The 21,826-nt window shown below is 37.0% G+C and carries 19 protein-coding genes; 2 read left to right on the forward strand and 17 right to left on the reverse strand.

Annotated features, from left to right (window positions below; all coding sequences use genetic code 11):
- Window positions 1-52: 52 nt before the first annotated feature.
- From DOK81_RS02210 to DOK81_RS02220, 3 genes are read right to left on the reverse strand one after another with little or no spacing between them, the layout of a single operon-like run.
- Window positions 53-952: a metallophosphoesterase gene (locus DOK81_RS02210; RefSeq protein WP_206907696.1), complete on the reverse strand. Its 900-nt coding sequence runs from the start codon at window positions 950-952 to the stop codon at window positions 53-55.
- 28 nt (window positions 953-980) lie between these two features.
- A complete protein-coding gene (locus tag DOK81_RS02215) occupies window positions 981-1,337 on the reverse strand; it encodes an iron-sulfur cluster biosynthesis family protein (RefSeq protein WP_206907698.1) in 357 nt (118 codons plus the stop codon).
- 20 nt (window positions 1,338-1,357) lie between these two features.
- Window positions 1,358-1,927: a GNAT family N-acetyltransferase gene (locus DOK81_RS02220; RefSeq protein WP_206907700.1), complete on the reverse strand. Its 570-nt coding sequence runs from the start codon at window positions 1,925-1,927 to the stop codon at window positions 1,358-1,360.
- 231 nt (window positions 1,928-2,158) lie between these two features.
- Here DOK81_RS02220 and DOK81_RS02225 point away from each other — a divergent pair, with 231 nt between their 5' ends.
- Window positions 2,159-2,455, forward strand: coding sequence for a hypothetical protein (locus tag DOK81_RS02225; protein WP_206907702.1), 297 nt, complete (start codon window positions 2,159-2,161; stop codon window positions 2,453-2,455).
- A gap of 237 nt (window positions 2,456-2,692) precedes the next feature.
- Here the strand turns inward: DOK81_RS02225 and DOK81_RS02230 are convergent, their stop codons facing one another.
- From DOK81_RS02230 to DOK81_RS02245, 4 genes are read right to left on the reverse strand one after another with little or no spacing between them, the layout of a single operon-like run.
- Window positions 2,693-3,640, reverse strand: coding sequence for a siderophore ABC transporter substrate-binding protein (locus DOK81_RS02230; RefSeq protein ID WP_206907704.1), 948 nt, complete (start codon window positions 3,638-3,640; stop codon window positions 2,693-2,695).
- Window positions 3,641-3,664: 24 nt separating this feature from the next.
- Complete coding sequence (locus tag DOK81_RS02235; protein ID WP_206907710.1) at window positions 3,665-4,420, reverse strand: ATP-binding cassette domain-containing protein; 756 nt, start codon at window positions 4,418-4,420, stop codon at window positions 3,665-3,667.
- Window positions 4,417-5,376, reverse strand: coding sequence for an iron chelate uptake ABC transporter family permease subunit (locus tag DOK81_RS02240; RefSeq protein WP_206907712.1), 960 nt, complete (start codon window positions 5,374-5,376; stop codon window positions 4,417-4,419). Before DOK81_RS02240 ends, DOK81_RS02235 begins: the two co-directional genes overlap by 4 nt.
- The gene (locus DOK81_RS02245; RefSeq protein ID WP_206907714.1) at window positions 5,373-6,320 is read right to left on the reverse strand and encodes an iron chelate uptake ABC transporter family permease subunit; all 948 of its coding nucleotides are present in this window, start codon (window positions 6,318-6,320) and stop codon (window positions 5,373-5,375) included. Before DOK81_RS02245 ends, DOK81_RS02240 begins: the two co-directional genes overlap by 4 nt.
- Window positions 6,321-6,467: 147 nt before the next feature.
- Here DOK81_RS02245 and DOK81_RS02250 point away from each other — a divergent pair, with 147 nt between their 5' ends.
- Entirely contained in the window at window positions 6,468-6,914 is a 447-nt protein-coding gene (locus DOK81_RS02250; RefSeq protein WP_206907715.1) for a YueI family protein, read from the forward strand.
- A gap of 64 nt (window positions 6,915-6,978) precedes the next feature.
- Here the strand turns inward: DOK81_RS02250 and gshAB are convergent, their stop codons facing one another.
- The 10 genes from gshAB to DOK81_RS02300 form a co-directional block, all read right to left on the reverse strand.
- Window positions 6,979-9,276 carry a bifunctional glutamate--cysteine ligase GshA/glutathione synthetase GshB gene (gene gshAB, locus DOK81_RS02255; protein WP_206907718.1) on the reverse strand — a complete coding sequence of 766 codons (2,298 nt, stop codon included), beginning with the start codon at window positions 9,274-9,276 and terminating at the stop codon, window positions 6,979-6,981.
- 170 nt (window positions 9,277-9,446) lie between these two features.
- A complete protein-coding gene (ftsY, locus tag DOK81_RS02260) occupies window positions 9,447-10,448 on the reverse strand; it encodes a signal recognition particle-docking protein FtsY (protein ID WP_206898881.1) in 1,002 nt (333 codons plus the stop codon).
- Window positions 10,449-10,459: 11 nt separating this feature from the next.
- Entirely contained in the window at window positions 10,460-11,269 is an 810-nt protein-coding gene (locus DOK81_RS02265; protein WP_206907720.1) for a Cof-type HAD-IIB family hydrolase, read from the reverse strand.
- Window positions 11,270-11,278: 9 nt separating this feature from the next.
- Window positions 11,279-14,857, reverse strand: a complete 3,579-nt coding sequence (smc, locus tag DOK81_RS02270; RefSeq protein WP_206907729.1) for a chromosome segregation protein SMC — start codon at window positions 14,855-14,857, stop codon at window positions 11,279-11,281.
- Between the two features lie 16 nt (window positions 14,858-14,873).
- Window positions 14,874-15,566, reverse strand: coding sequence for a ribonuclease III (gene rnc, locus DOK81_RS02275; RefSeq protein ID WP_206907731.1), 693 nt, complete (start codon window positions 15,564-15,566; stop codon window positions 14,874-14,876).
- 304 nt (window positions 15,567-15,870) lie between these two features.
- Window positions 15,871-17,649, reverse strand: a complete 1,779-nt coding sequence (locus DOK81_RS02280; protein ID WP_206907733.1) for an oligopeptide ABC transporter substrate-binding protein — start codon at window positions 17,647-17,649, stop codon at window positions 15,871-15,873.
- Window positions 17,650-17,671: 22 nt separating this feature from the next.
- The gene (locus DOK81_RS02285; RefSeq protein WP_067483489.1) at window positions 17,672-18,586 is read right to left on the reverse strand and encodes an ABC transporter permease; all 915 of its coding nucleotides are present in this window, start codon (window positions 18,584-18,586) and stop codon (window positions 17,672-17,674) included.
- 29 nt (window positions 18,587-18,615) lie between these two features.
- Window positions 18,616-19,578 carry an oligopeptide ABC transporter permease gene (gene opp4B, locus DOK81_RS02290; RefSeq protein ID WP_206898886.1) on the reverse strand — a complete coding sequence of 321 codons (963 nt, stop codon included), beginning with the start codon at window positions 19,576-19,578 and terminating at the stop codon, window positions 18,616-18,618.
- Window positions 19,578-20,522 carry an ATP-binding cassette domain-containing protein gene (locus DOK81_RS02295; protein WP_206898887.1) on the reverse strand — a complete coding sequence of 315 codons (945 nt, stop codon included), beginning with the start codon at window positions 20,520-20,522 and terminating at the stop codon, window positions 19,578-19,580. The genes opp4B and DOK81_RS02295 overlap by 1 nt, the downstream gene beginning before the upstream one ends.
- A complete protein-coding gene (locus DOK81_RS02300; RefSeq protein ID WP_067483495.1) occupies window positions 20,523-21,527 on the reverse strand; it encodes an ABC transporter ATP-binding protein in 1,005 nt (334 codons plus the stop codon). It abuts the gene before it with no gap.
- Window positions 21,528-21,826 lie beyond the last annotated feature (299 nt).

The following is a 21,826-nucleotide window of genomic DNA, read 5'->3' on the forward strand; positions in this document are numbered from 1 at the left end:
TAAAAAAGATAGGACAAAGACACCACTTGTCGCCCCCTTTTCAATTCGTTATTCAATAGTCAATTATCGTAAGTGCTTGCTCGAACTCTTCTTGCAAATGCTTTTTTTGATAGGTCAAAAATGCTGGATAATGGTCACGTAAAACACCACGTAATTTCATTGGATTATATTTTTCTACCAACTTTTCTTGCAGTACAAATTTTCTTGTCAGTTGCCATTCATAATAATAGCCAAATGGGCGACAGCTATATTTCGTTCCATGAATGACCTGATCTTCAAATCGACGATGGGTATGCCCAAAAACGACTTGTTTTACATTGTCATACTGATCTAAAAGCTCCCCCATTGAAGCAGAACCCAAAAAGGCATTCAATTTATTCCAACGTTCATAAGGCGCAGATTGATAGACAATAAATTCTTTTTTTGGGACAAAATGCGTAGCCATTATGACAGCTAAATTTTTTTGCGCAAGTGTTTCAAGAAGTTGGTTAGTTGCCACTAGCACTTGCTCATTGACTTCCAAATCTGTCCCCTCTCGTTCAATCATTCGGTCATACCAATATAAACGCTTCATCCGTAAAATTTGTTCCTCATCAGTTAGTTCAGAAAACTGGTAATCATACCAACCATTCATTCCAAGTAGAACAGTATGGTCATTTAATGCAAGATAACGTTCATTCAAAAAATGGTTATCTGGAAAATGATTCATCATTGGCTCACCTGTCACATCTGCTAGTTCATGATTGCCAAAATTAAACGTCGTGGGCAATCCTCTCATCGCAAAAAAATCAACAACTGCCAAAGCCTGACTGACCTTATTGGCGATGTCACCTGCCAAATGTAGGCGCGTAATATCCCTTTTTTGTAACACTTGCCATAAATCATTCAATTGTGATTCGCCAAATTTATTGATATCTACGTGTAAATCACTAATTACTGCCAGTTTCCCCATTTATTGTTACCTTCTTAATTGAAATTTTTTAATCTTTTCTAACAACAGGTAGATTGCCCTTTAATAACCCGCTTGGACCTTTCAATTGCAAACTTTGATACGTTGGTTCTAAAGCTAAAGTTGTCGGATTATCTAAATACATTTCAGCACTTTTTTTGATACGGATTGGTCCTAATGGCGTATCTACCAAAATGGAGTACAAACTAAGATCAACCGTTGACTGTTTTTTGATCAAAATCAAGCGAAAAGCCGTATCTAATTGACAAGTGATCCGACTATCAGCAAACGGCCCGTCACCATTTTCTAGATCCAGCAAAATTTGTTCATCTTCTTTTCGATGGCTTTCTAACCAGCTTTGTGCTTCCTTTGTCACTATTAATTCCATAGTCGATTCTCTCCTAACATTTATTGATGAGCCTTCACCCATTCACTTTTTGTAATGCCTCTTAATATAACCGAAATCATTTTTTCTTTCCAACGTCGTGCATCAGGAATCATTCCTTCTTGTTTCATTCCGAGTTTTTCCATCACGCGACCAGAGTTTGGATTTTCAACATCATGGTAAGCAAAAATGCGTACGAGATCCAACTTAGTAAATCCCAAAGTAAGTAAAGCTTCCGCTGCTTCTGCGATGTATCCATTTCCCCAATAGTTTTTGTTCAGCACATACCCTAGCTCAGCAACTGCTGCAACATCTTCAATTCTCAAATCAATCGTACCAATCATCTTACCCGTTTCTTTGACTTCAATGGCATACTTTCCCAAAGGAGCATTCATAAAATAATTGGCGATTGAAATTTTTGTTTCTTCTAATGTTTGATGGCGAATAAAAACAAAACGAGTCGTTTCTTCATCGTTCGCGTATTCAAACATATCTTCCGCATCCATGATCGAAATAGGGCGCAACCATAGTCGAGCTGTCTCTATTTGTTGATGCTCAGCAAAAATCAAGTTTCGGTTTACTTTTAATTCCATCTGCATCACGCACCAATCGCTAGTTTTCTAATTACTGTAGCGAAATTTAACAGAAGAAGCAAGTATTTACCTGACTTTCCTTAGCCTTTCCTTAAAAGAAAAAGAATAAAAAACAAAACAAGAAAGTTTTAATAACTAGTTGAAAAAGAATAATGTTTTGTTCACAGTTTGTTAATATCTCTTAGCTATAGTTTTCTTATCAAAACAAATCAAGTATTTGGAGGAATCATTATGAGCGAGCAAATCAAAAATATTTATTTTATTGAAGAAACACAAAACATAGAAGGTTCATATATTGAAGTCAAAACTCTTTTTGTCAATGAAGACAAAGAAACGGCTCTTCAATTTTACGAAACACAGACAAAGAAACAGCAAAAGTCCTTTGGTTTGACGCTCAGTGAATATAAAATCAAGGCCGAAGCAAGTTATTTCTATCAACTATTAAAACGCTGGAGCCATTTACCTGCCGATTTTTATCGTAAAATGAATATCGTTCAATACCAACCACTTGCAGAATACTATGCATGAGGTAAAGTTAAGCTTTCTTTAAGGTGAATCACTTACAATCGATTTATCCTAAAGGAGGCGATGAACGATGTTCTTACACTGGATCGCAACTTTTTTAACCGATGAAACGCCGCGAATCAGTCCTTATGAGATTGACAGCGAATGCCTGTTGCCAACTGATTTTCCGAACTGAGTGCAAAATAGCAAAAAGCCAAGACAAAACCATTAGTCGTTTTGTCTTGGCTTTTTCTCTAGCTCTTATTTAAATGCTTGATTCACATCATCTAACATTAATTTCATTGACTCTAATCCGCCACCACTCAAATACCATACATCTGGTTGTAGTGAAATGATCTTCCCATTTTTTCCTGCATTCGTTTGCGCAATCAATTCGTTTTCTGCCAGATTATTTTGGCTGTCATCTCCGCCAATTGCTTTGGTACGATCAATCACAAATAGTAAGTCTGGATTTTTTTCTAAAACATATTCAAATGAAACACTTTGACCATGTGTTGAAGGTTCAATTGTATCATCTGCTTGTGGGAAGCCAAAAACGTCGTGTACAAATCCGAAACGTGAGCCAGAACCATAAGCAGATAGTTGACCTTCATTCACTAAAACAACTAAAGCCTTTTGATCAAGTTCACTTGCTTTATCGGCTGTTTTTTCGATTTCAGTAGCTAATTCTTTGATTTGTTTCTTTGCTTCAGATTCTTTATCAAAGATTTCACCTAAAGTTAAGACATTTTGTTGGATTGATTCCCATGGTTTTTTCGTATCAACTGTTAAAAATAAAGTCGGTGCGATTTTACTTAGTTCTTCTTGAAAATCACTTTGACGACCAGAAATAATGATTAAGTCTGGTTTCATTTGATTGATTTTTTCTAAATCTGGTTCTTTGATTCCCCCAGCAGATTCCACTTCTTTGTAACTTGATAAATAACCAGGTAAATTTTGCGTTGCGGCACCAATAACTTGATCTCCTACGCCCAATGCATCAAGTGTATCTAATGATCCATTGTCAAAAACGACAACTTTCTGAGGATTCTTCGTTACTTTTACTTCACCATTGCTGTCTTTGACTGTCAGCGTCGTTTCTTCACTGCTGGCAGTTTTTGTTGCTGTTGTATCTTTTGATTTATTCCCTGTTCCACAAGCTGTTAACAATGATGCAACAACCACGAAACTAAACATCCATTTTTTCATTCTTTATTCTCCTAACATTTATTTTTAGAAATAAAGACAGAATCTGCGACCTTCAATTTCGCAAATTCGTATGTCCATTTCATATAATTCGTCGAGTACAACTTTTTGGATAATCTCATTGGTTTTCCCTTGCGTAAACAATTTTCCTTCTTTCATTGCCACAATTTCATCAGCATAACTAGCGGCAAAATTAATATCGTGAAGAACAATTACTACTGTTTTTCCAAGTTCAGTCACCAATTTTTTTAAAATCTGCATGATTTGAACTGCAAAATTCATATCTAAGTTATTCAAAGGTTCATCTAGCAAGATATAATCGGTATCTTGTGCTAAAACCATCGCAATATATGCACGTTGGAGTTGTCCGCCAGACAAGGTATGGACGAATTGATCTGCCAACTTAGTTAGTCCCAAATGTTTGAGCGCTTCTTCCACAAGCTGATGATCTTCTTGTGTCAAACGTCCTTTTGTATAAGGAAACCGACCAAATTCAACCAATTCTCTAACTGTAATTTGTAAATTCAATTCATTAGATTGACGTAAAATAGCTAATTTTTTCGCTAAGTCATTTGACTTCCATGTTCGTACTTCATTATGATCTAAATAAATTTCCCCTGTATCTTTTGGGACTAAACGACTAACCAAGGAAAGCAAAGTTGATTTTCCCGCGCCATTTGGTCCAATAAAAGCTGTTAATTGTTTTTCTTGGATCGTCAAGTTGATATTATCTACCACTGCTTTTCCTTGATAAGCTTTATTCACATCAGCTAAATCAATCATCCCGCTTGCTTCCTTTCACGAATTAATTTTAGTAAAAAGTAACTACCACCCAGAAATTCAATCACCACACTAATTGTTGTATTCCAACCAAAAAGTTGTTCAACAAGTAGCTGGCCTCCAGTCAATAACAACATCGCCACTAAAAAACTACCCACAAATAAAACTTTATGTCGATACGTTGCAAATAACCGGTAACTAACATTTGCTACGATAAACCCTAAGAAGGTCATAGGACCTACTAAGGCTGTCGCTGTTCCCGTCAGTAAACTAACCACAAACAGCACAAGGAATTGTAATCGCGCAACATCTACACCTAAGTTCGTTGCTTGTTCTCTTCCCAAGTGAATAACATCTAGAAAACGATGTAAATAAAACAGTAGACACCAGCCAGTAACAATCAAACAAGCAGCCGGCAAGAGATATTGACTCTGGATATTCCCAAAACTCGCGAACAACCGACCTTGTAACAAATCATATTCATTAGGGTCCATTATGACTTGTAAAAACGTACTCATACTCCCAAACAACGTTCCTAGGACCATCCCAGTCATCAATAATAAAAACAAGCTAGCTTGCATTTTTTTTAATAAAAAATAGAATAAAATCAAACTCAAGCCAACCATTAGACTAATTGTCAGCAAAAAAAAGACAAGGCCTGTTTGCTGTAGCATCGTCACACCGCCCAATAAGAAAAATAAAATTGTTTGAACAAGCACATACAACGAATCTAGTCCTAAAACGGACGGAGTTAGAAATTGATTCTGACTGATAGTTTGAAAACTGATTGTTGCCCCACTCACTGCTAATGAAACTAAGAAAAAAGCACCAATTTTTTTACTTCTCAATGCCCAAGCAAACGACCAATTCCCATAAGTATTGATGATTAAATAACTTATCGTAACCAAGCACACTACACTAACTAATAACAATAAGCGCCAGCATATATTTTTTTTCATCGTTTCTCCCCCTTCACTAATAAAAAGAGGAAAATAATTCCACCAATTATTCCAACAATGACACTCACTGGAATTTCATAAGGATAAATTAGAATGCGAGCCAAAATATCGCAAATTAATAAAAAAATACTTCCAAACAATGCAGTTATTCCTAAAGTTTGATGGACCTGATCTCCATACATTCTCGCCACTAAATTGGGAACAATAACACCTAAAAATGGCATCGTTCCAACCATAATCAATACGACTGCACTAGCTAAAGAAACTAATCCTACTCCTAATAACTGCATTTGGTGATAATTCATACCAAGGTTCACCGCAAATGATTCACCCAATCCCACAATCGTAAATTGATATGCAAAATAATAAATAATTCCTAGTAAGGGGATCGTTAGATAAAGCAATTCATAGTTGCCACGCAGAATAGTGGAAAAGTTGCCTTGTAACCACGACGACATATTTTGGACTAGCTGATTTTGGTAAGCAAAAAAAGTTGCGACGGAACCAATAATATTTCCCCACATCACACCGATCAGTGGCAACATCAATTGATTTTTTTGTGGAATCATTCGTGCAAAAAGAAGAAACAGTCCTGTCCCTAAAAAAGCAAATGCAAAAGCCGTTACTGAACGCGTGACAATTGACGCATTTGGCAGAAAAAGCATCACAACCAAAATTCCTAAACGTGCACTGTCCATCGTTCCAGCAGTCGTTGGTGAAACAAATTTGTTCTGTGTCAAGTGCTGCATAATCAGCCCACAAATACTACTTGTGGCTCCTACTAGAACAATACAAATAGTGCGAGGTAATCGACTAATAAGGAACAATTGTGCACTTTGGGTATCCGCTTGAAAAAATTCTGTTACTTGTACCGATGACACTCCAATCAATAATGAAAGTAAACTGAATCCCACTAAGCTGGTAATCAACCAGCGATAACGCATAAAATCCCTCTTTTCTAATTGAGAATGATTTTCATTCTTATTCTAAGTGAGAAACTGAGCAAAAGCAACCGCTTTTTTGTCATTTGTCTTATTTCAAATAATTTGTGTTATAATCGCTGTATCAAACGCTATAAAGGAGGGCTTCTTTTGCCACAAGATGAATTGCAAAGTCACTTGGACAAAGGTCGTTACGGAACACCTTTGGTCAACCCAGATGAACAACATAAATATCTAGGAACTTTTCGTGAGCGTTGCTATGTCAGTATGACCATTGGCGAAATGGAAAAAGCTGAGAATCAAGCAAACTTCATCAAAGAACTTGAAAAACATCCAGATGAACAAATCTTATTAAATGGCAGCATGCCTGAAGACCTTCAAGCACGCTATATCCAATTGGCAACAAAACAAAAAGTTCGTTTCACAGTAATCAATGACTTTGTCAAAAATGATGACGATAGTCTTGGTCTGATTTTAACTGCTAAAGAAGCGGTCAATGAGCCCGTCATTGATATTGAAAAAAAATACCCAAAAGAACAAGAATCTGAACAATCAGAAAAACCGAAAAAAAGTCTTTGGGACAAATTATTCCACTAAGATAGCAAAAAGCTCGTGTAAATTCATTGAAGAATTTTACACGAGCTTTTTTATTTAATTCAACTTATTTTTCTTCTTCGTTCCAATGGTTCAATGCCCAGACTTCCGGATATAAAAGTTTCAACACCGCTAATGTTAGTCGTTGTCCCGTCCCAGAAAATGGATAGACGTGCATGTGCATGGCAGGATTAAAATTAGCTTCAATGATTCCATAAGCTTTCTCATCTGTTGCCGGATCCATTTCTTTATCTGGAATAATCAAATCGATTCCACTGACTTTTGCTCCCAACGCCGTAACAGCTGCAACGGCAATTTCTTTGTACGCATTAGAAAACTCAGCTGTTACATCAATTGAATCTCCACCAGTACTGATATTAGAATTTTCCCGTAAATAAACGATTTGATCTTTCGCAGGAATAGAATCAATTGTTAATCCTTGTTCTTTCAGCATCAATTGTTCAAGATCCCCTAACTGAATTAATTCTAATGGTGCGCGATGGTTCGTCCCACGTAAAGGATCTTGATTTTTTTGAGCAACTAATTCCGCCACAGTTTGTTCCCCATTGCCAATAACATTTGCAGGTATCCGAAGTAAGATTGCTTGAACTTGTCCATCAATCACAAAAAAGCGATACTCCGTTCCAGGTAAAAATTCCTCAACTAAAACAGATGTGTCTTCCCGAAAAGCAATTTCTAACCCTTTTTGATAGTCTTCTTCACTCGCCCCTTCTTTAAAAATGGTGATACCCAATCCGTAATTCGTTGATTTTGGTTTAATGACAAACGCTTCATTGGCAAAACGGGAATAGGCACGTTTGGCGTCAGCCATTGAAGTAAACTCTGCACCAGCAGGAACGCGAAAGCCTGCTTCTGCCAGAATTTTTTTGGTCACTGTTTTATTTTCCATGATCAAAGGCACAATGTAACTATCTTTACTTGTCATATTTGCATTTTTAACGTATTCGACATGCTTTTCAAATTGCAAGCGTAAAAACTGATCTGCTTCATCAATCACTTTCACTTGAATTCCTTTTTGAATTGCATCAAAAAGGAAAATCTGTGTGGATAGCTCCATCTCACGAAAACCAGCCAATTGATAAGGGCGCTCATGGCTTTCAGCATCGTATTTTCTGCCTAAGGCAACGGCAACAGCCTTTTGGCTATCACTTTGTGCTTCTGTATATAATTGGGCAGCAATCGTCTGAGAGGGGTTATTTAAGCGTTCAGTTAACTTGTCGATTATAGGCAATAATTCTTCATGTTGTAAAGCTTGAACCATCTCTTTCATTTGTGCAAAGAGCGTCAGACCTTCTTCATACATGGCCGTTTGATCCAAAGGTCCTTCTAAAGCAACTCGATTGTTGTAAAGCGTTCCTTCTTCTACCCATTCGTCGACAGATGATCCTTCAGGTGTCCATAACATAAACACTAAAAATAATTGTAAAAATTGCACTTGTTCTTTACTAATTCCTAAATGGTGGTAAGGGTTCAAATCAATATTTCGCAGCTCGATATAACGTACACCCATCTTCGCAACGTCCGCAACTCTTTTACCTCCACGGAAACGAACAGGTGCATAGAATTCTTTTTCTTCAGATAACTTTCCTTCTTCAATCATTTGTTCAATATCTGCTAAGTACTGATTCATTGAAGCATAAGAAACTTTTACGTTTGAATGGTTAGTGTAGCCATATTCACTGTTTCGAATACTACGAACAGGTTCATGAGGATGTAACTCATCAACGAAATAATTTGCCTCGCTTAATGGGGAAGCCCCGTATAAATACGTAATCAACCAACGATAGCGCAAAAAGTTTCTTGCAACTTTTAAATACACTTCTGTTTTAAAAGTTGCAAATTCTTGAATCTCTGTTTGTTGAACAAACAAGGTACGAATTAATTCCTCACCAAATTCAAAATTAAAATGAATACCACTAACCATTTGTTTTCGTTTACCATATTCTTTTGCTAAATAGCGACGATACAAAACATCTTCAAACGTTGCTAGTTTGGCAATCATGATTTCCTCATCTTTTTGTGGCAAAGCAGGTGGCATACTTAATGGCCAAATCATTTCCTCATCTGACATTGATCGAGAAGTCACATCATAAATAGCATCTAAATATTGAAAAAGTTCTTCAATGGAATCTGTTACTGGTGTAATCATTTCCACCTGAGTTTCACTAAAATCAGTTTGAATATATGGATGATACGTGCGATCTCCAAAAATAGCTGGATGATCTGTTTTTGCTAACTTTCCATCGTGTGTTACCCGTTGTCCTTCGCGTTCAATTCCAAATCGAGCTTGATCGATAAACGGTATGACACTTGAATGTTCTAATAATTTTTTAAAGTTCATCATTACATGTCCTCCACTTCATACATTGACATTATAGTAAAAAACAACCAGAAAAAGAACGATCTTGCTTTAAAATGAGGAGATTATGAAAAACTGCACAAAAAAAGAAGTATGCCAGTCTTTTCCCAGCATACTTCATACATTTCAAAACACCATGTTCACAGTTTAATTGATTATTCTTCTTTAAGTAGTCCTTTGAACAACCCAATAACAAAATCATTGGGATCAAATGGTTCTAGGTCATCGATTCCTTCACCCAATCCAACTAATTTTACTGGTAAATGCAATTCATTTCTGATAGCTAAAACAATTCCACCTTTAGCAGTTCCGTCTAGTTTAGTCAAAACTAAGCCAGTTACATCTGTTGTTTCTTTAAATTGCTTTGCTTGGACCATTGCATTTTGCCCCGTTGTTGCATCTAATACCAATAATGTTTCATGTGGTGCATCTGGTAACTCACGTTGAATCACACGTTTGATTTTTTCTAATTCTTTCATCAAATTAACTTTATTTTGCAAGCGCCCCGCTGTATCGACAAGCAAAACATCTGCTTCCTCTGCTTTTGCACGTTCCAACGCATCATAAACAACTGCGGCTGGATCGCCACCAGCATTTCCGTGAACGACTTCCACACCTGCGCGTTCGCCCCAGACTACTAATTGGTCAATCGCTCCCGCACGGAACGTATCAGCTGCCGCCATCAAAACTTTTTTGCCTTCATTTTTGTATTGATGCGCAAGTTTCCCAATACTTGTCGTTTTACCCACGCCATTCACACCAACAAAAAGCATGACCGTCAGACCTTCTGGTTGAATATTCAACTCATTCACTTCATTAAGCCCTTCTTGTTCATATAAATCAACTAGTTTTTCAATGATGGCATTTTGAACTTCTGCTGGTTTCTTCGCGTTGCGCAGTTTCACTTCTTGACGCAAAGATTCTGTAATTTGAATTGCTGTTTCAAAACCAACATCTGCACCAATCAATGTTTCTTCTAACTCTTCAAAGAAATCTTCATCAACTGTTCGAAAATTGGCAAACAATTCATTCATTCGCTCGCCAAAAGTTTTTCTCGTTTTTTCTAATCCTTTGTCATACTTTTCTTGGACTTCAACGACTTCTTCTGGTTGTTCTTCACCAGTAAATGCTCGTTTGATTTTGTCAAAAAATCCCATTTGATTCCCCCCTATGCTAAAACAAATTTCTCAATTGCTTGTGCAACACCATCTTCAATATTGCTTGCAGTCAAATAGTCTGCACTTTCTTTAACTAAAGGAACAGCATTTGCCATTGCAACACCCATTCCAGCGTATTCGATCATTGGTAAATCATTTTCTTCATCACCAATTGCCATGACTTCTGCTTGGGTGATCCCTAACTCTTCTGCTAGTAAAGAAATTCCATACGCTTTAGTAACACCTTTTGGCATAAATTCTAGCAACATACTACGAGTCTTGATGATTTCAAATTGCTCATGGAACACACTTGGAATTTCTTTAATCTTTGGATCTAGTTCTTCTTGTGCATAAGCAATAACTGCTTTATTCAAAACATTTGCCTTTTTAACGTCCATCAAAGTTCCTGGACGGAAATCCAAAACTTTATTCAACACATTATAAAGTGATTGTTTTTCAGGAGCTGTTGGCAATTGATAAACAATACCATCAGATAACACATCTAGCGGCAAAGACAACTCTTTTGCTAACTGGGCCAATTGCTCAATATCTGCAATAGTCATTACTTTTTTCGCCATGATCTCGCCTGTGTCATTTTTTTGAACAAGCCCACCATTAAACGTAATGCTGTAATCACCTGCATCAAGCAGATCCAATTCCGTTAAATAATGTGCCATAGCCGCCAGTGGACGACCTGTGCACAAAACGATTTTGACTCCTTGATTTTTTGCTCGCGCTAAAATTTCTTTATTTCTAGCAGAAATTTGTTTTTCTTCATTTAGTAATGTTCCATCTAAATCAATGGCTACTAATTTAATCATATTTACTTCCTACTCTTTCACAACAAGATTCTCGTCTTCTTTAAGATCTTCCATACGGACAGAAACGATTTTTGAAACACCAGATTCTTGCATCGTTACGCCATACAAAACATTTGCAGCTTCCATTGTTCCTTTACGGTGTGTGACAACAATAAATTGGGTATCATTTTGGAAATTACGTAAATAGTTACCAAAACGTGTCACATTTGCCTCATCCAAAGCTGCTTCTACTTCATCAAGAATACAAAATGGTACTGGACGAACACGAATGATTGAGAACAGCAAAGCAATTGCCGTTAATGCGCGCTCCCCACCCGAAAGTAAGCTTAGACTTTGTAATTTTTTACCTGGAGGTTGAACTTCGATTTCAATTCCTGTTTTCAATAAATCAGTTGGATCAGTCAAGACAAGTTCTGCTCGACCACCACCAAACATATTCGGAAAGACGACTTTGAATTCTTTGCGGATTGCTTCAAAAACTTCTTTAAAACGTGTGCGAACTTCGTCATCCATTTCATCCATTGTTTCAAACAACTGATTTTTCGCAGAAAGCAAATCATCTCGTTGAGTAGATAAAAACGTATAACGCTCATTCACCTGTTCGTATTGTTCGATTGCATTCAAGTTAACTGGTCCCAGTGCTTCAATACTTCGTTTCAATGCCGCTACTTTTTCTTTGCTACCTGAAACATCTGTTGTTGGTTGATAATCGACCACAGCTTTTTCAAAGGTCATTTGGTATTCTGTTTCTAAGTACGTAACATGCTGGTCTAACAGCATTTCTGCGCGGTCTTTATTCACTTCAAGTTTTGATTGCTCAGTTAAACGAACTTTGTGTTCTTGATTTTGTTGTGCCAATACTTCAGCTAATTGATCGATTTCAACTTGGGTTGCGTCGCGAGACGTTTTCACTTCTTGAAGCTCAATCTGGAGCTGTTCACGTTGGGTAGATAATTCGTGAATTTTTTCGTCTAAACTTTCTTCTGTCAACTCATGATCAGAAAAGTTTGCAGTTAACGCTGCTAACTGTTTCTCTAAACTTGTCTGGCGCTCCATTGCCTCTGTTTTTTGGACACGCGCACCACGTAACTGGATCTGCAAGTGGTTAAATTGCTCTTTTAATACAGCAAGATCCGCTTGCTGTTGCGCTTTTTGTCCTTGGATTTGCGCACGACGGGCTTCCATTTGATCGCTTTCTTGACTTAAAGATTTGATTTCTTCGTCAATTTTCGTGCGTTGTTCTTCCAATTCTTGTTGCTTCGTTGCTAATTCTGTACGTTGTTTTTCATAAGTTTCGATAAATTGATTTAACTCACGGGTCTCAAAATTAGAAATCTGTTGTTCTTTTTCAAATCGTGTTAAATCATTTGAGATATTTTGAAGTTTATTTGCAACTTCTTGCTCTTCAAAACGTAACTGTTCCATCACACTTCGTGCTGCTTCGTATTCTTCACTAAGTGTCGTCACTTTTTCTTGTAAAACTTGCACTTTCTTTTCTTGAACTTGTAGTTCTTGATTTGCTTGGTCAAACTCACTAGTCAATTGTTTCAATTCTTGATTTTGAGCGAATAAACTTCCTTGATTTCCACGTTTATTGGCTCCACCAGTCATCGAACCACCTGCGTTCATCACGTCTCCCTCTAAGGAAACCACGCGATATTGATAATGAATCGTTTGTGCAATTGCATTCGCACTGGCTAGATCTTTTGCTAAAAGAATCGTTCCCAATAAATTATTCACTACTGATTGGATTGCATCTGGGTAAGTCACTCGTTCACTTGCTACGCCTAAAAAACCCTCGATAGTCGCTGCTTGTGCTGCAACATGAGCAGGTAGTTGACGTGGTTTAATCGTTGTCAATGGCAAGAAAGTTGCACGCCCACCTTTTTGTTGTTTCAAATAAGTAATTGCTTGTCTTGCATCCACTTCATTTTCAACAATAATATGTTGTGCAGCCCCGCCTAGTGCGGTTTCGATCGCTAAGGTGAAATCCGCTGGAACATCGATTAATTCAGCAACTGCACCTACAACGCCAGATAATTGTTGTTTGTGTTGTAATACTAAACGTACACCTTGATAAAAACCAAAGTAATTTTCTTGGATTTCTTGCAAACTCTTTTGTCGTGCACGTAACTGTTGCACCTGATTCATCAGTTGATACATTTTGGGGTGCTCAGTATTCAACTGTTCTTGGAATTTCTTTCCTTCAGTCTGAATAGCTGCCACTTTTGCTTTTGTTTCTTCTGATGATTGAGCCAGTTTCGTTTGTTGCTCCACTAATTCTGCTTTTTTTGCCGACAATTCTGCGACAGTTGCTTGAACTTCTGTTTGTTTTGCCAGTGTTTGTTGGCTCTTTGCTGTCTCTTGCTGATACTGACGTTCTAAATATTTCAATTCATTTCCGACAGCAGCTTGTTCTTGCATTAAATCGACATATTGATCACGTAATTCAGCTAATAATTCTTTTGTCGATTTTTGATATTTTTCAAGTTCTTGTTGGGTCACCATCAATTGTGCTTCTGCTTGCTGGATTTCCGCTTCTTTCTTGTCGACATCTTTTGTTAAACTAGCTTGTTGTTTTTCAAAGTGTTGAACTTTTTTCTGCGCTTCCGCTAAAGATGCTTGGTATTCTTGTGTACTTTGTTTCGTATGTTTTGAGCGTTCCAGTAAGACATCTTTTTGTCCTTCTGTTTGCTTTAGACTTTCTGACAAAGCAAGTAATTTTTGCTGATTCTTTTCAATCACACGATCTGCTTGAGCATTTTGTTTACGCCAAGTTGCAAGTATTGATTCATGCTCTTGGATTTGTTCAGTTACGTTCGCTAATTCTTGGTTAAATTGTTTTAATTCAGCTTCTCGTTGTGTCCACTCAGTTCTCGCCGTTTCGATTTCAGCAATCATTAGAGCAATATCTGTTTCAGTCAACTCTTCTTTTAAGCGTAAAAACTCCTTTGCTGCCTTACTTTGAGTAGCTAAAGGAGTTAGCTGTTCTTCTAATTCATAGATGATATCTTGAACTCGGCTAAGGTTATCTTCTGTTTCAAAAAGCTTTTGTTCAGCTTTTTTCTTACGTTGTTTATACTTTAAAACACCCGCCGCTTCTTCAAAGATTCCACGACGGTCTTCCGGTTTACTACTAAAAATCGCTTCAACTTTCCCTTGTGAGATGATTGAAAAAGATTCTTTTCCCAACCCAGAATCTAAAAACAATTCTTGGATGTCTTTCAAACGACAAGATTGTTTATTGATAAAAAAATCGCTTTCCCCTGTTCGACGATAACGACGTGTCACACTGACTTCATTGTATTCCAATGGTAGATAATGGTCTTCATTATCTAAAATAACTGTTACTTCTGCTACATTTAGTTGTTTACGGGAATCTGAACCTGCAAAAATAATATCTGGCATCTTTCCACCACGCAGACTTTTCGCCGATTGTTCACCTAAGACCCAACGAATGGCTTCCGTGATATTACTTTTTCCGCTACCATTTGGGCCGACAACTGCTGTAACACTATTTTCGAAGTCAATCACTGTTTTATCAGCGAATGACTTGAACCCAGCGATTTCAATTCGTTTCAAATACACGAAAGCTTTCCCTCACTTACTCTTCCAAGGCTGCTAATGCATTTTCAGCGGCAGCTTGTTCTGCTAATTTTTTTGATTTTCCTTGACCCGTACCTATTAATTGATCATCAACATAGACTTCAATCCAAAAGATACGTTCATGGGCGGGGCCTTCCTCTTTAATCAAGCGATATTCAATAAAAACATCTCCTGATTTTTGCAAGACTTCTTGCAATTTGGTTTTGTGATCCATCTCATGTGAAAAAGCACCTGCTTTGACTTTTGGGAAGATAACTTGCTCGATAAATGCGTGTGCTGTTTTGAAGCCTTGGTCCAGATACAAAGCACCTAGAAAAGCTTCAAATAGGTCGCATAGTAACGCAGGACGTGTTCGTCCACCAGAGTTTTCTTCACCTTTACCTAACAAGACATGTTGATCAAAATGACATTCTTTTGCAAATTTTGATAAACTGTCTTCACGAACGATTGCTGCACGCATTTTTGTCAATTTTCCTTCTGGTAAATCTGGATACAAGCGATACAAATACTGAGAAACCATCAATTCTAATACTGCGTCTCCCAAAAATTCCAAACGTTCATTGTCTGATAGGTGTAAATTGCGATGCTCATTCACATAGGATGAATGAGTAAAAGCTTGTTCAAGTAAATTTAGATCGTGAAAAACGATTGTATATTTTTCTTTGAGTTCTTTTGTCAGCTGATTGTCCATTTTCCACATTCCTTTTATAGGATATTTTTCATACTTCCTTATTATACTGGTTTTTTGATAATTTTGAAATGTTTGGCTAAAAAGTAAGAAAGCTTTAAGAAAAACGTTGTGGTTCAACATAGTTTGCTTTGAACAATTAGATTTGTTTCTAGAAAAAAGTTCTCAAATTTTCGAAAACTTGTGGTCACCTATCTTACTCTTCCTCATTTTTTATATCTAACTAAAAAATAAGGCCAACCAACAAGTGGTTGACCTTATTCATCGTAAAATCATTAGCGAAAATAGTTCCTGTTAAAAATTTTGATTAACGTGAAGCATCTGTCACAGAAACTTCTGCCCAAGGATTACGTTCGTCGTATGCCCAGTTCCAGTCTTTTACGCGATTATTTACAGGTAAAACTTCATTACGGAATAATGTTGGAATTGCAAAGGCTTCTTTAAACGCATATTCTTGCCATTTTTGATATGCTTCTTTTTGGAAATCTGCATCAAACGCATCACTTGAATTGATTGCATCAATTAATTTTGTGTTTTCTTCAGATTCGTAACGTGTGTAGTTAAATGCTGCATTTGGTCCCCATAGTCCACTTGGATTTGGATCAGTTCCTGTATTCCAAGCTGCTTGGTAAACGTCAATTTCAGGATCATCATTTTTTAGTTTGTCATAGAATGAGTTAAACTCAATTAAACGTCCAGTTGTGTATTCAACATTTAAACCAATTTGTTTCCATTGTTGTACATAGTAATCAGCTAATGGTTGTGCTGTTTCGCCACCTGACATTGACGCAAATTTAATTGTTAACTCTTTGCCGTCTTTGTCTTCACGAATGCCATCACCATCAACATCTTTAAATCCTGCGTCATCTAATAATTTGTTTGCTTTATCGATATCTTGTGTATAACCTTTTAGTTTAGAATCATGGTAAGACTCGAATACTGGAGGAATCAATGAAGTTGCATTGCTTCTTAAGCCAGCGTAGAATTTGCTACCTACAGAGTCATTGTCTAAAGCATAACCCATTGCTTGACGTAATGATTTGTCAGCCATTTTTGAATTAGGATCATATTCCACTGTGCTTTCTTCATTATTCCATTTACCCAATTTAAATCCAAGGTAAGTGTATGAAGTTTGTTCACGACCTAAGTTTGTATAGCCTTCGATATCTTTATATGTTTCATAAGTATCTGTTGGCATTTGGAAAATCATGTCATACAACTTAGAGTTCAATGCTTCTGTCGCACTTGCTGTTTGTACTGATTTCATAGTAATTTTTTTCAGTTTTGGTGTGCCGTTCCAGTAGTACTCGTTTGGTAAATATTCTACTGATTCACCAGCGACAATATTACTCATGTAATAAGGACCAAAAGTTACGGGGTGTTTACGAACTTGATCGCTTGATTCCATGTCTTTGATTGCTACGCCTTCAAGTGTATGTTTTGGAGCAGCATATGAGTAAACGCCACCGCCAGCTTGTAACATACTTGGCTCAACTTTTTTATATTCAATCTCAACTGTTTTGTCATCTACTTTTTTAATTCCAGAAATTGTATCTGCTTTGCCATCATGATATTCTTCCATACCAATTACATTACGGAAAGTATCATCATAACGAATACCTGTATAGTCTTTGTGACCGATGATTTCGTAAGAGAAGATCACGTCGTCTGCCGTAACATCCACTCCGTCAGACCATTTCACATTGTCTTTCAGTTTGATTGTTGCAATTTTTTTATCTTGGTCTAAGTCTAAAGTAGCTGCTCCATCATCAGTGATTTTGAAATCTGTATCATTTGAAAACAATGCTTCATGTGATGGTGCCATGAATGCTGCATCAAACGCATCTTGATAGAATTCCCATTGGAACAACCCAGCGAATTGACTATCTGTTGCAACTGCGGCTTCTAATTCACCATCTTTAATTGCCTCTTTATCATTTTTTGTTGCAAGTGGGAATGATAAAGCTTGGCTATCCCCTTTATCTCCTGAAGCATTTCCAGAAGAATCCGTACCGCTGCCACCGCCACAAGCTGCGAGCGTTACGACAGATAACAATGTTACTACTCCAAAAATCGTTTTCTTCATTCCTATATCCCCCTTATTCGTTCTATCCTAAACGTTGACGCGCATCAGCAGAACGCTTGAATGCTTGACCAACATAGTTTATACACAACATCAAAACTAAAATTAGCATTGACGCGGGTAACCAGATCCATTGACGATTAACTAACACTTCACCACTACTTGCGTAACCAATTAACGTTCCCAAACTTGGTACATTCGTAGGTAATCCAAAACCTAAGAAAGTCAAAGTAGTTTCAATTCCAATATTTGCTGCAAAGTTCATTGTTAAGTTGGTAATAATCAATGAACTTAAATTGGGCATAATTTCACGGAACATGATTTTAAAATCACTTGTCCCCATTGTTTTCGATGCACTAACGTAATCACGTCTTGCTTCTGACAATGTTTTACTTCTAAAGAGTCGTGCTTTCGCTACCCAGTAGAATGCACTCATGATAAAAATGAATGACCAAACATTGTATTTAGGAATAATTGAAACAAATACGATAATAATCAGCATAATTGGCAAAATCATGACGAAATCAACAATTCGCATCAAAATATTATCAATCATTCCACCGTAATAACCAGAAATGATTCCTAGTCCAACCCCGATGATCGAAGTAATGATCGTAATCGCAAAACCAATCAACACAGAGTTTCTAGCACCAATCACTAATTGACCAAAAACATCTCGTCCGCCTTCATCTGCACCAAGCAAAAATTTATGACCTTGTGTAGAAATTGCTCCAGGTTCAGCGTATTTATCAAAAATACTTACATACATTACTTTATCTTGGTCTGTTAAAATAGCACCAATAAAGACAAACAACAATAAAAGAACTAATAAGCCCAATGAAAACATGGCTATTTTGTCTTTTTTAAATTCACGTGCAATCATACGCAAGCCCATTGGTGGGACACTTTCTTGCGCTACGACATCTTTCTTTTCACTCATTTGACTCATCCTCCTTTTTTGATTGATTTTTATTGGATTCTAATACGTGGATCAACAATACTCATGATAATATCTGAAAGCAAGGTTCCCACTAATGTTGCAATCCCTAAAATCAATACTAAAGAAGTAATAACAGCATAATCACGTTGACCAATCGCATCGATAAATAATTTACCAACACCCGGATAACCAAAAATCTTCTCGATAACCACTGAACCGGCAATCAATGAAGTAATTTCGTACCCCATCTGTGAAGCCATTGGTAAAGCAGCATTTCTAAAGATATGACGACTAAAAACTTTCTTAGTTGGTACACCTTTTGAACGTGCTGTTCTTACAAAGTCTAATGATTTTGAATCAATTACTTCACTTCGAAGATATTGAATCGTAACCGCCGTAGCCAAGAATGCTTGCGTGATTGACGGTAATAAAATATATTTCATTCGATCGGCAAATTGAGCAAAAAATCCACCACTTAAACCTAAAGTCTGTGAACCACTTGTTGGGAACCAACCTAAACGGTAACCAAAAATGAATAACATGATTAAACCGAAAATGAACAATGGTACAGCAAAACTGAAGAAGTTATAGATAACTACAGCTTTGTCCAGAATCGAATTTTGGTAACGCCCTGCTAACATTCCTAACGGTACAGCAATCAAATACGTTAGAATAACTGTCAAAATAGATAAGTACAACGTATTGACGATCCGTTCACCAATCAAGTCAGCAACTGAACGTTTGTATAAGAAACTTTGTCCAAAATCTCCATGTAACGCATTTCCAATCCAACGGAAATATTGTTCATACCACGGATCATTTAGCCCAGCAGCTTGTCGCATTTGCTCAATTACAGCTGGATCTTGGTTTGGATTGATCAATCCAGTAAATGGGTCACCAGGCATGGCTTTTGCCAACATGAAAATTAAAACACTAAGAATAATAACTTGAGGAATCATCAATAACACACGACGTAGGATTGTTTTCCACATTAGCTAGCACCTCCATCTTTTAACGCTACTTTATGAGTAGTTGATAATGTACGTAAATCGTACACCCGACCAGTTGAATCGTAATAATCCTTTTGACTATTGATGTATTCTTGTTCAACTCTTCGGCGATTCTCTTTATGCAATTCGCGATTCTCAACATCGATTCGAGGAATTGCAGACAGTAAACGTTTTGTATAGATGTGACGTGGGTCATTGTAAATATCTTCCCTTGTTCCGATTTCAACGAAACGACCTTTATACATGATAGCGATATTGTCACACATGTGTTTAACAACACCTAAGTCATGGGAAATAAATAGATAACTAAGTCCAAATTCCTGTTGGATTCGTTTCATAAAGTTCAAAACTTGCGCCTGTACAGATAAATCAAGCGCTGAAACTGGTTCATCTGCTACAATCAATTTTGGATTTGTTGCTACAGCACGAGCAACACCTAAACGTTGACGCTGACCACCAGAAAACTCATGTGGATATTTGTACAGTGCATCCTCTGGCATCCCAACAATATCAAGTAAACTTTTTACTTTTTTCTTCTCTTCTTGGTCACTTAACCGCTCGAAATTGCGAATTGGTTCCGCAATGATATCTAATACTCGCTTTTTAGGATTTAAACTAGACATTGAATCTTGGAAAATCATTTGAACATCTTTGTTGTACTCGATTTTCTTACGATTACTACGCTTTGTTACATCTGTTCCTTGATAAATGATTTGACCATCCGTCACTTTTTCTAGCCCAACAATCGCCTTACCCGTCGTTGATTTTCCTGAACCAGATTCTCCAACTAAACCATATGTCTTTCCTTTTTCAATAACGAAGTCGACGCCATCTACAGCATAAACATAATCATTTACTCGATTGAAAAAACCGCTGCGAATCGGATAGTGAACTTTTAAATCATTAATTGTGATTAATTCTGTCATCTACACCTCTCCTTTTTCGTCTCTAAAATGAAAATGTTTATAGCATGAACAACGAACAAGATGGTTCGGTGCTACTTCATGAAGAATTGGGTCTTTCTCATGATCACTTTCTGGAATCCATGGAATTCGTGGAGCGAAACGACAACCCCTGCGTGGCATATTTTTCAGTGAAGGAACAACACCTTCAATTACATGTAACTCTTCTTCATGTTGACCTTCTTGAGGAATGGAGTTCAATAATGAACGTGTATATGGATGTTTTGGATTTTCAAACAATTCTTCAACTTCAGCAACCTCAACGAATTGTCCACCATACATAACGGCTACGCGATCTGCCATCTCAGCCACGACACCTAAGTCATGAGTAATCAAAATAATTCCTGTTTTTGTCTCTTCCTGTAAGTCTTTTAATAAATCAAGAATCTGTGCTTGAATTGTCACATCTAACGCTGTTGTTGGTTCATCAGCGATGACAATCGGCGGTTTACATGCAATTGCAATCGCAATAATGACACGTTGGCGCATCCCACCAGATAATTCGTGCGGATATTGACGTCCCACTCGAGTCGGATTAGGAATCCCTACTTGATCTAATAATTCTAGTGCTCTTGCTTGGCGTTCTTCTGCATTCATTTTTGTGTGATAAGAAAGACCCTCTTTAATTTGGTCTTCAATTCTCATTAAAGGATTCAATGCTGACAATGGATCTTGAAAAATCATTCCAATATCATTTCCACGAATCTTGTTATAAAGTGTTTCATTTAAATCAATTAGATTTAAATCATTATATAAAATTTCTCCTGTAATCTTGGTATTGTTAGGATCCAGTAGCCCCATAATAGTGGTAGCTAATGTACTTTTTCCGCAACCAGATTCTCCAACGATTGCTAAGATTTCGTTTTTATCTAAAGTAAAAGAAACGTCGTCTACTGCATCGTAAAATTCATCTTTGATACGGAAGCCTGTGTGTAGGTTCTGAACATCTAATAATTGATTATCCGACAATCGAATACCCCTCTCTGCTCCCTAGATGGAAGTTTTTCGTTAATAAAATAATACTCACACAGAATAAAATCATTTAAACCAATCCTATTCTTAACGAAGTATAATATTTTCTTAATAATTATATAGAAAACCGTTTTACTTTGCAAGCACAATTGAAATTGTTGCCTGAATTGTCTGAAAACTGAATCTACTACAACCGCTACCATTTGCATTAGATTAAAAAAGGTGCTTTTAAAGAAAAAGAAAAAGACCTAAAAATCAACGAAGATTTTTAGGTCTTTTGGTTATACGTGGGTTTA

This window comes from Enterococcus sp. DIV0660C, from assembly GCF_017316125.1.
Lineage (GTDB): Bacteria > Bacillota > Bacilli > Lactobacillales > Enterococcaceae > Enterococcus_B.

Excerpts from the sequence above, each read along its gene's own strand:
- DOK81_RS02285 (WP_067483489.1), bottom strand. The coding sequence starts at position 18,586 with ATGAGTGAAAAGAAAGATGTCGTAGCGCAAGAAAGTGTCCCACCAATG.
- DOK81_RS02235 (WP_206907710.1), bottom strand. The coding sequence starts at position 4,420 with ATGATTGATTTAGCTGATGTGAATAAAGCTTATCAAGGAAAAGCAGTG.
- DOK81_RS02265 (WP_206907720.1), bottom strand. The coding sequence starts at position 11,269 with ATGATTAAATTAGTAGCCATTGATTTAGATGGAACATTACTAAATGAA.
- DOK81_RS02245 (WP_206907714.1), bottom strand. The coding sequence starts at position 6,320 with ATGCGTTATCGCTGGTTGATTACCAGCTTAGTGGGATTCAGTTTACTT.
- DOK81_RS02280 (WP_206907733.1), bottom strand. The coding sequence starts at position 17,649 with ATGAAGAAAACGATTTTTGGAGTAGTAACATTGTTATCTGTCGTAACG.
- ftsY (WP_206898881.1), bottom strand. The coding sequence starts at position 10,448 with ATGGGATTTTTTGACAAAATCAAACGAGCATTTACTGGTGAAGAACAA.
- DOK81_RS02210 (WP_206907696.1), bottom strand. The coding sequence starts at position 952 with ATGGGGAAACTGGCAGTAATTAGTGATTTACACGTAGATATCAATAAA.
- DOK81_RS02220 (WP_206907700.1), bottom strand. The coding sequence starts at position 1,927 with ATGGAATTAAAAGTAAACCGAAACTTGATTTTTGCTGAGCATCAACAA.
- gshAB (WP_206907718.1), bottom strand. The coding sequence starts at position 9,276 with ATGATGAACTTTAAAAAATTATTAGAACATTCAAGTGTCATACCGTTT.
- rnc (WP_206907731.1), bottom strand. The coding sequence starts at position 15,566 with ATGGACAATCAGCTGACAAAAGAACTCAAAGAAAAATATACAATCGTT.
- DOK81_RS02240 (WP_206907712.1), bottom strand. The coding sequence starts at position 5,376 with ATGAAAAAAAATATATGCTGGCGCTTATTGTTATTAGTTAGTGTAGTG.
- opp4B (WP_206898886.1), bottom strand. The coding sequence starts at position 19,578 with ATGTGGAAAACAATCCTACGTCGTGTGTTATTGATGATTCCTCAAGTT.
- DOK81_RS02215 (WP_206907698.1), bottom strand. The coding sequence starts at position 1,337 with ATGGAATTAATAGTGACAAAGGAAGCACAAAGCTGGTTAGAAAGCCAT.
- DOK81_RS02225 (WP_206907702.1), top strand. The coding sequence starts at position 2,159 with ATGAGCGAGCAAATCAAAAATATTTATTTTATTGAAGAAACACAAAAC.
- DOK81_RS02295 (WP_206898887.1), bottom strand. The coding sequence starts at position 20,522 with ATGACAGAATTAATCACAATTAATGATTTAAAAGTTCACTATCCGATT.
- DOK81_RS02230 (WP_206907704.1), bottom strand. The coding sequence starts at position 3,640 with ATGAAAAAATGGATGTTTAGTTTCGTGGTTGTTGCATCATTGTTAACA.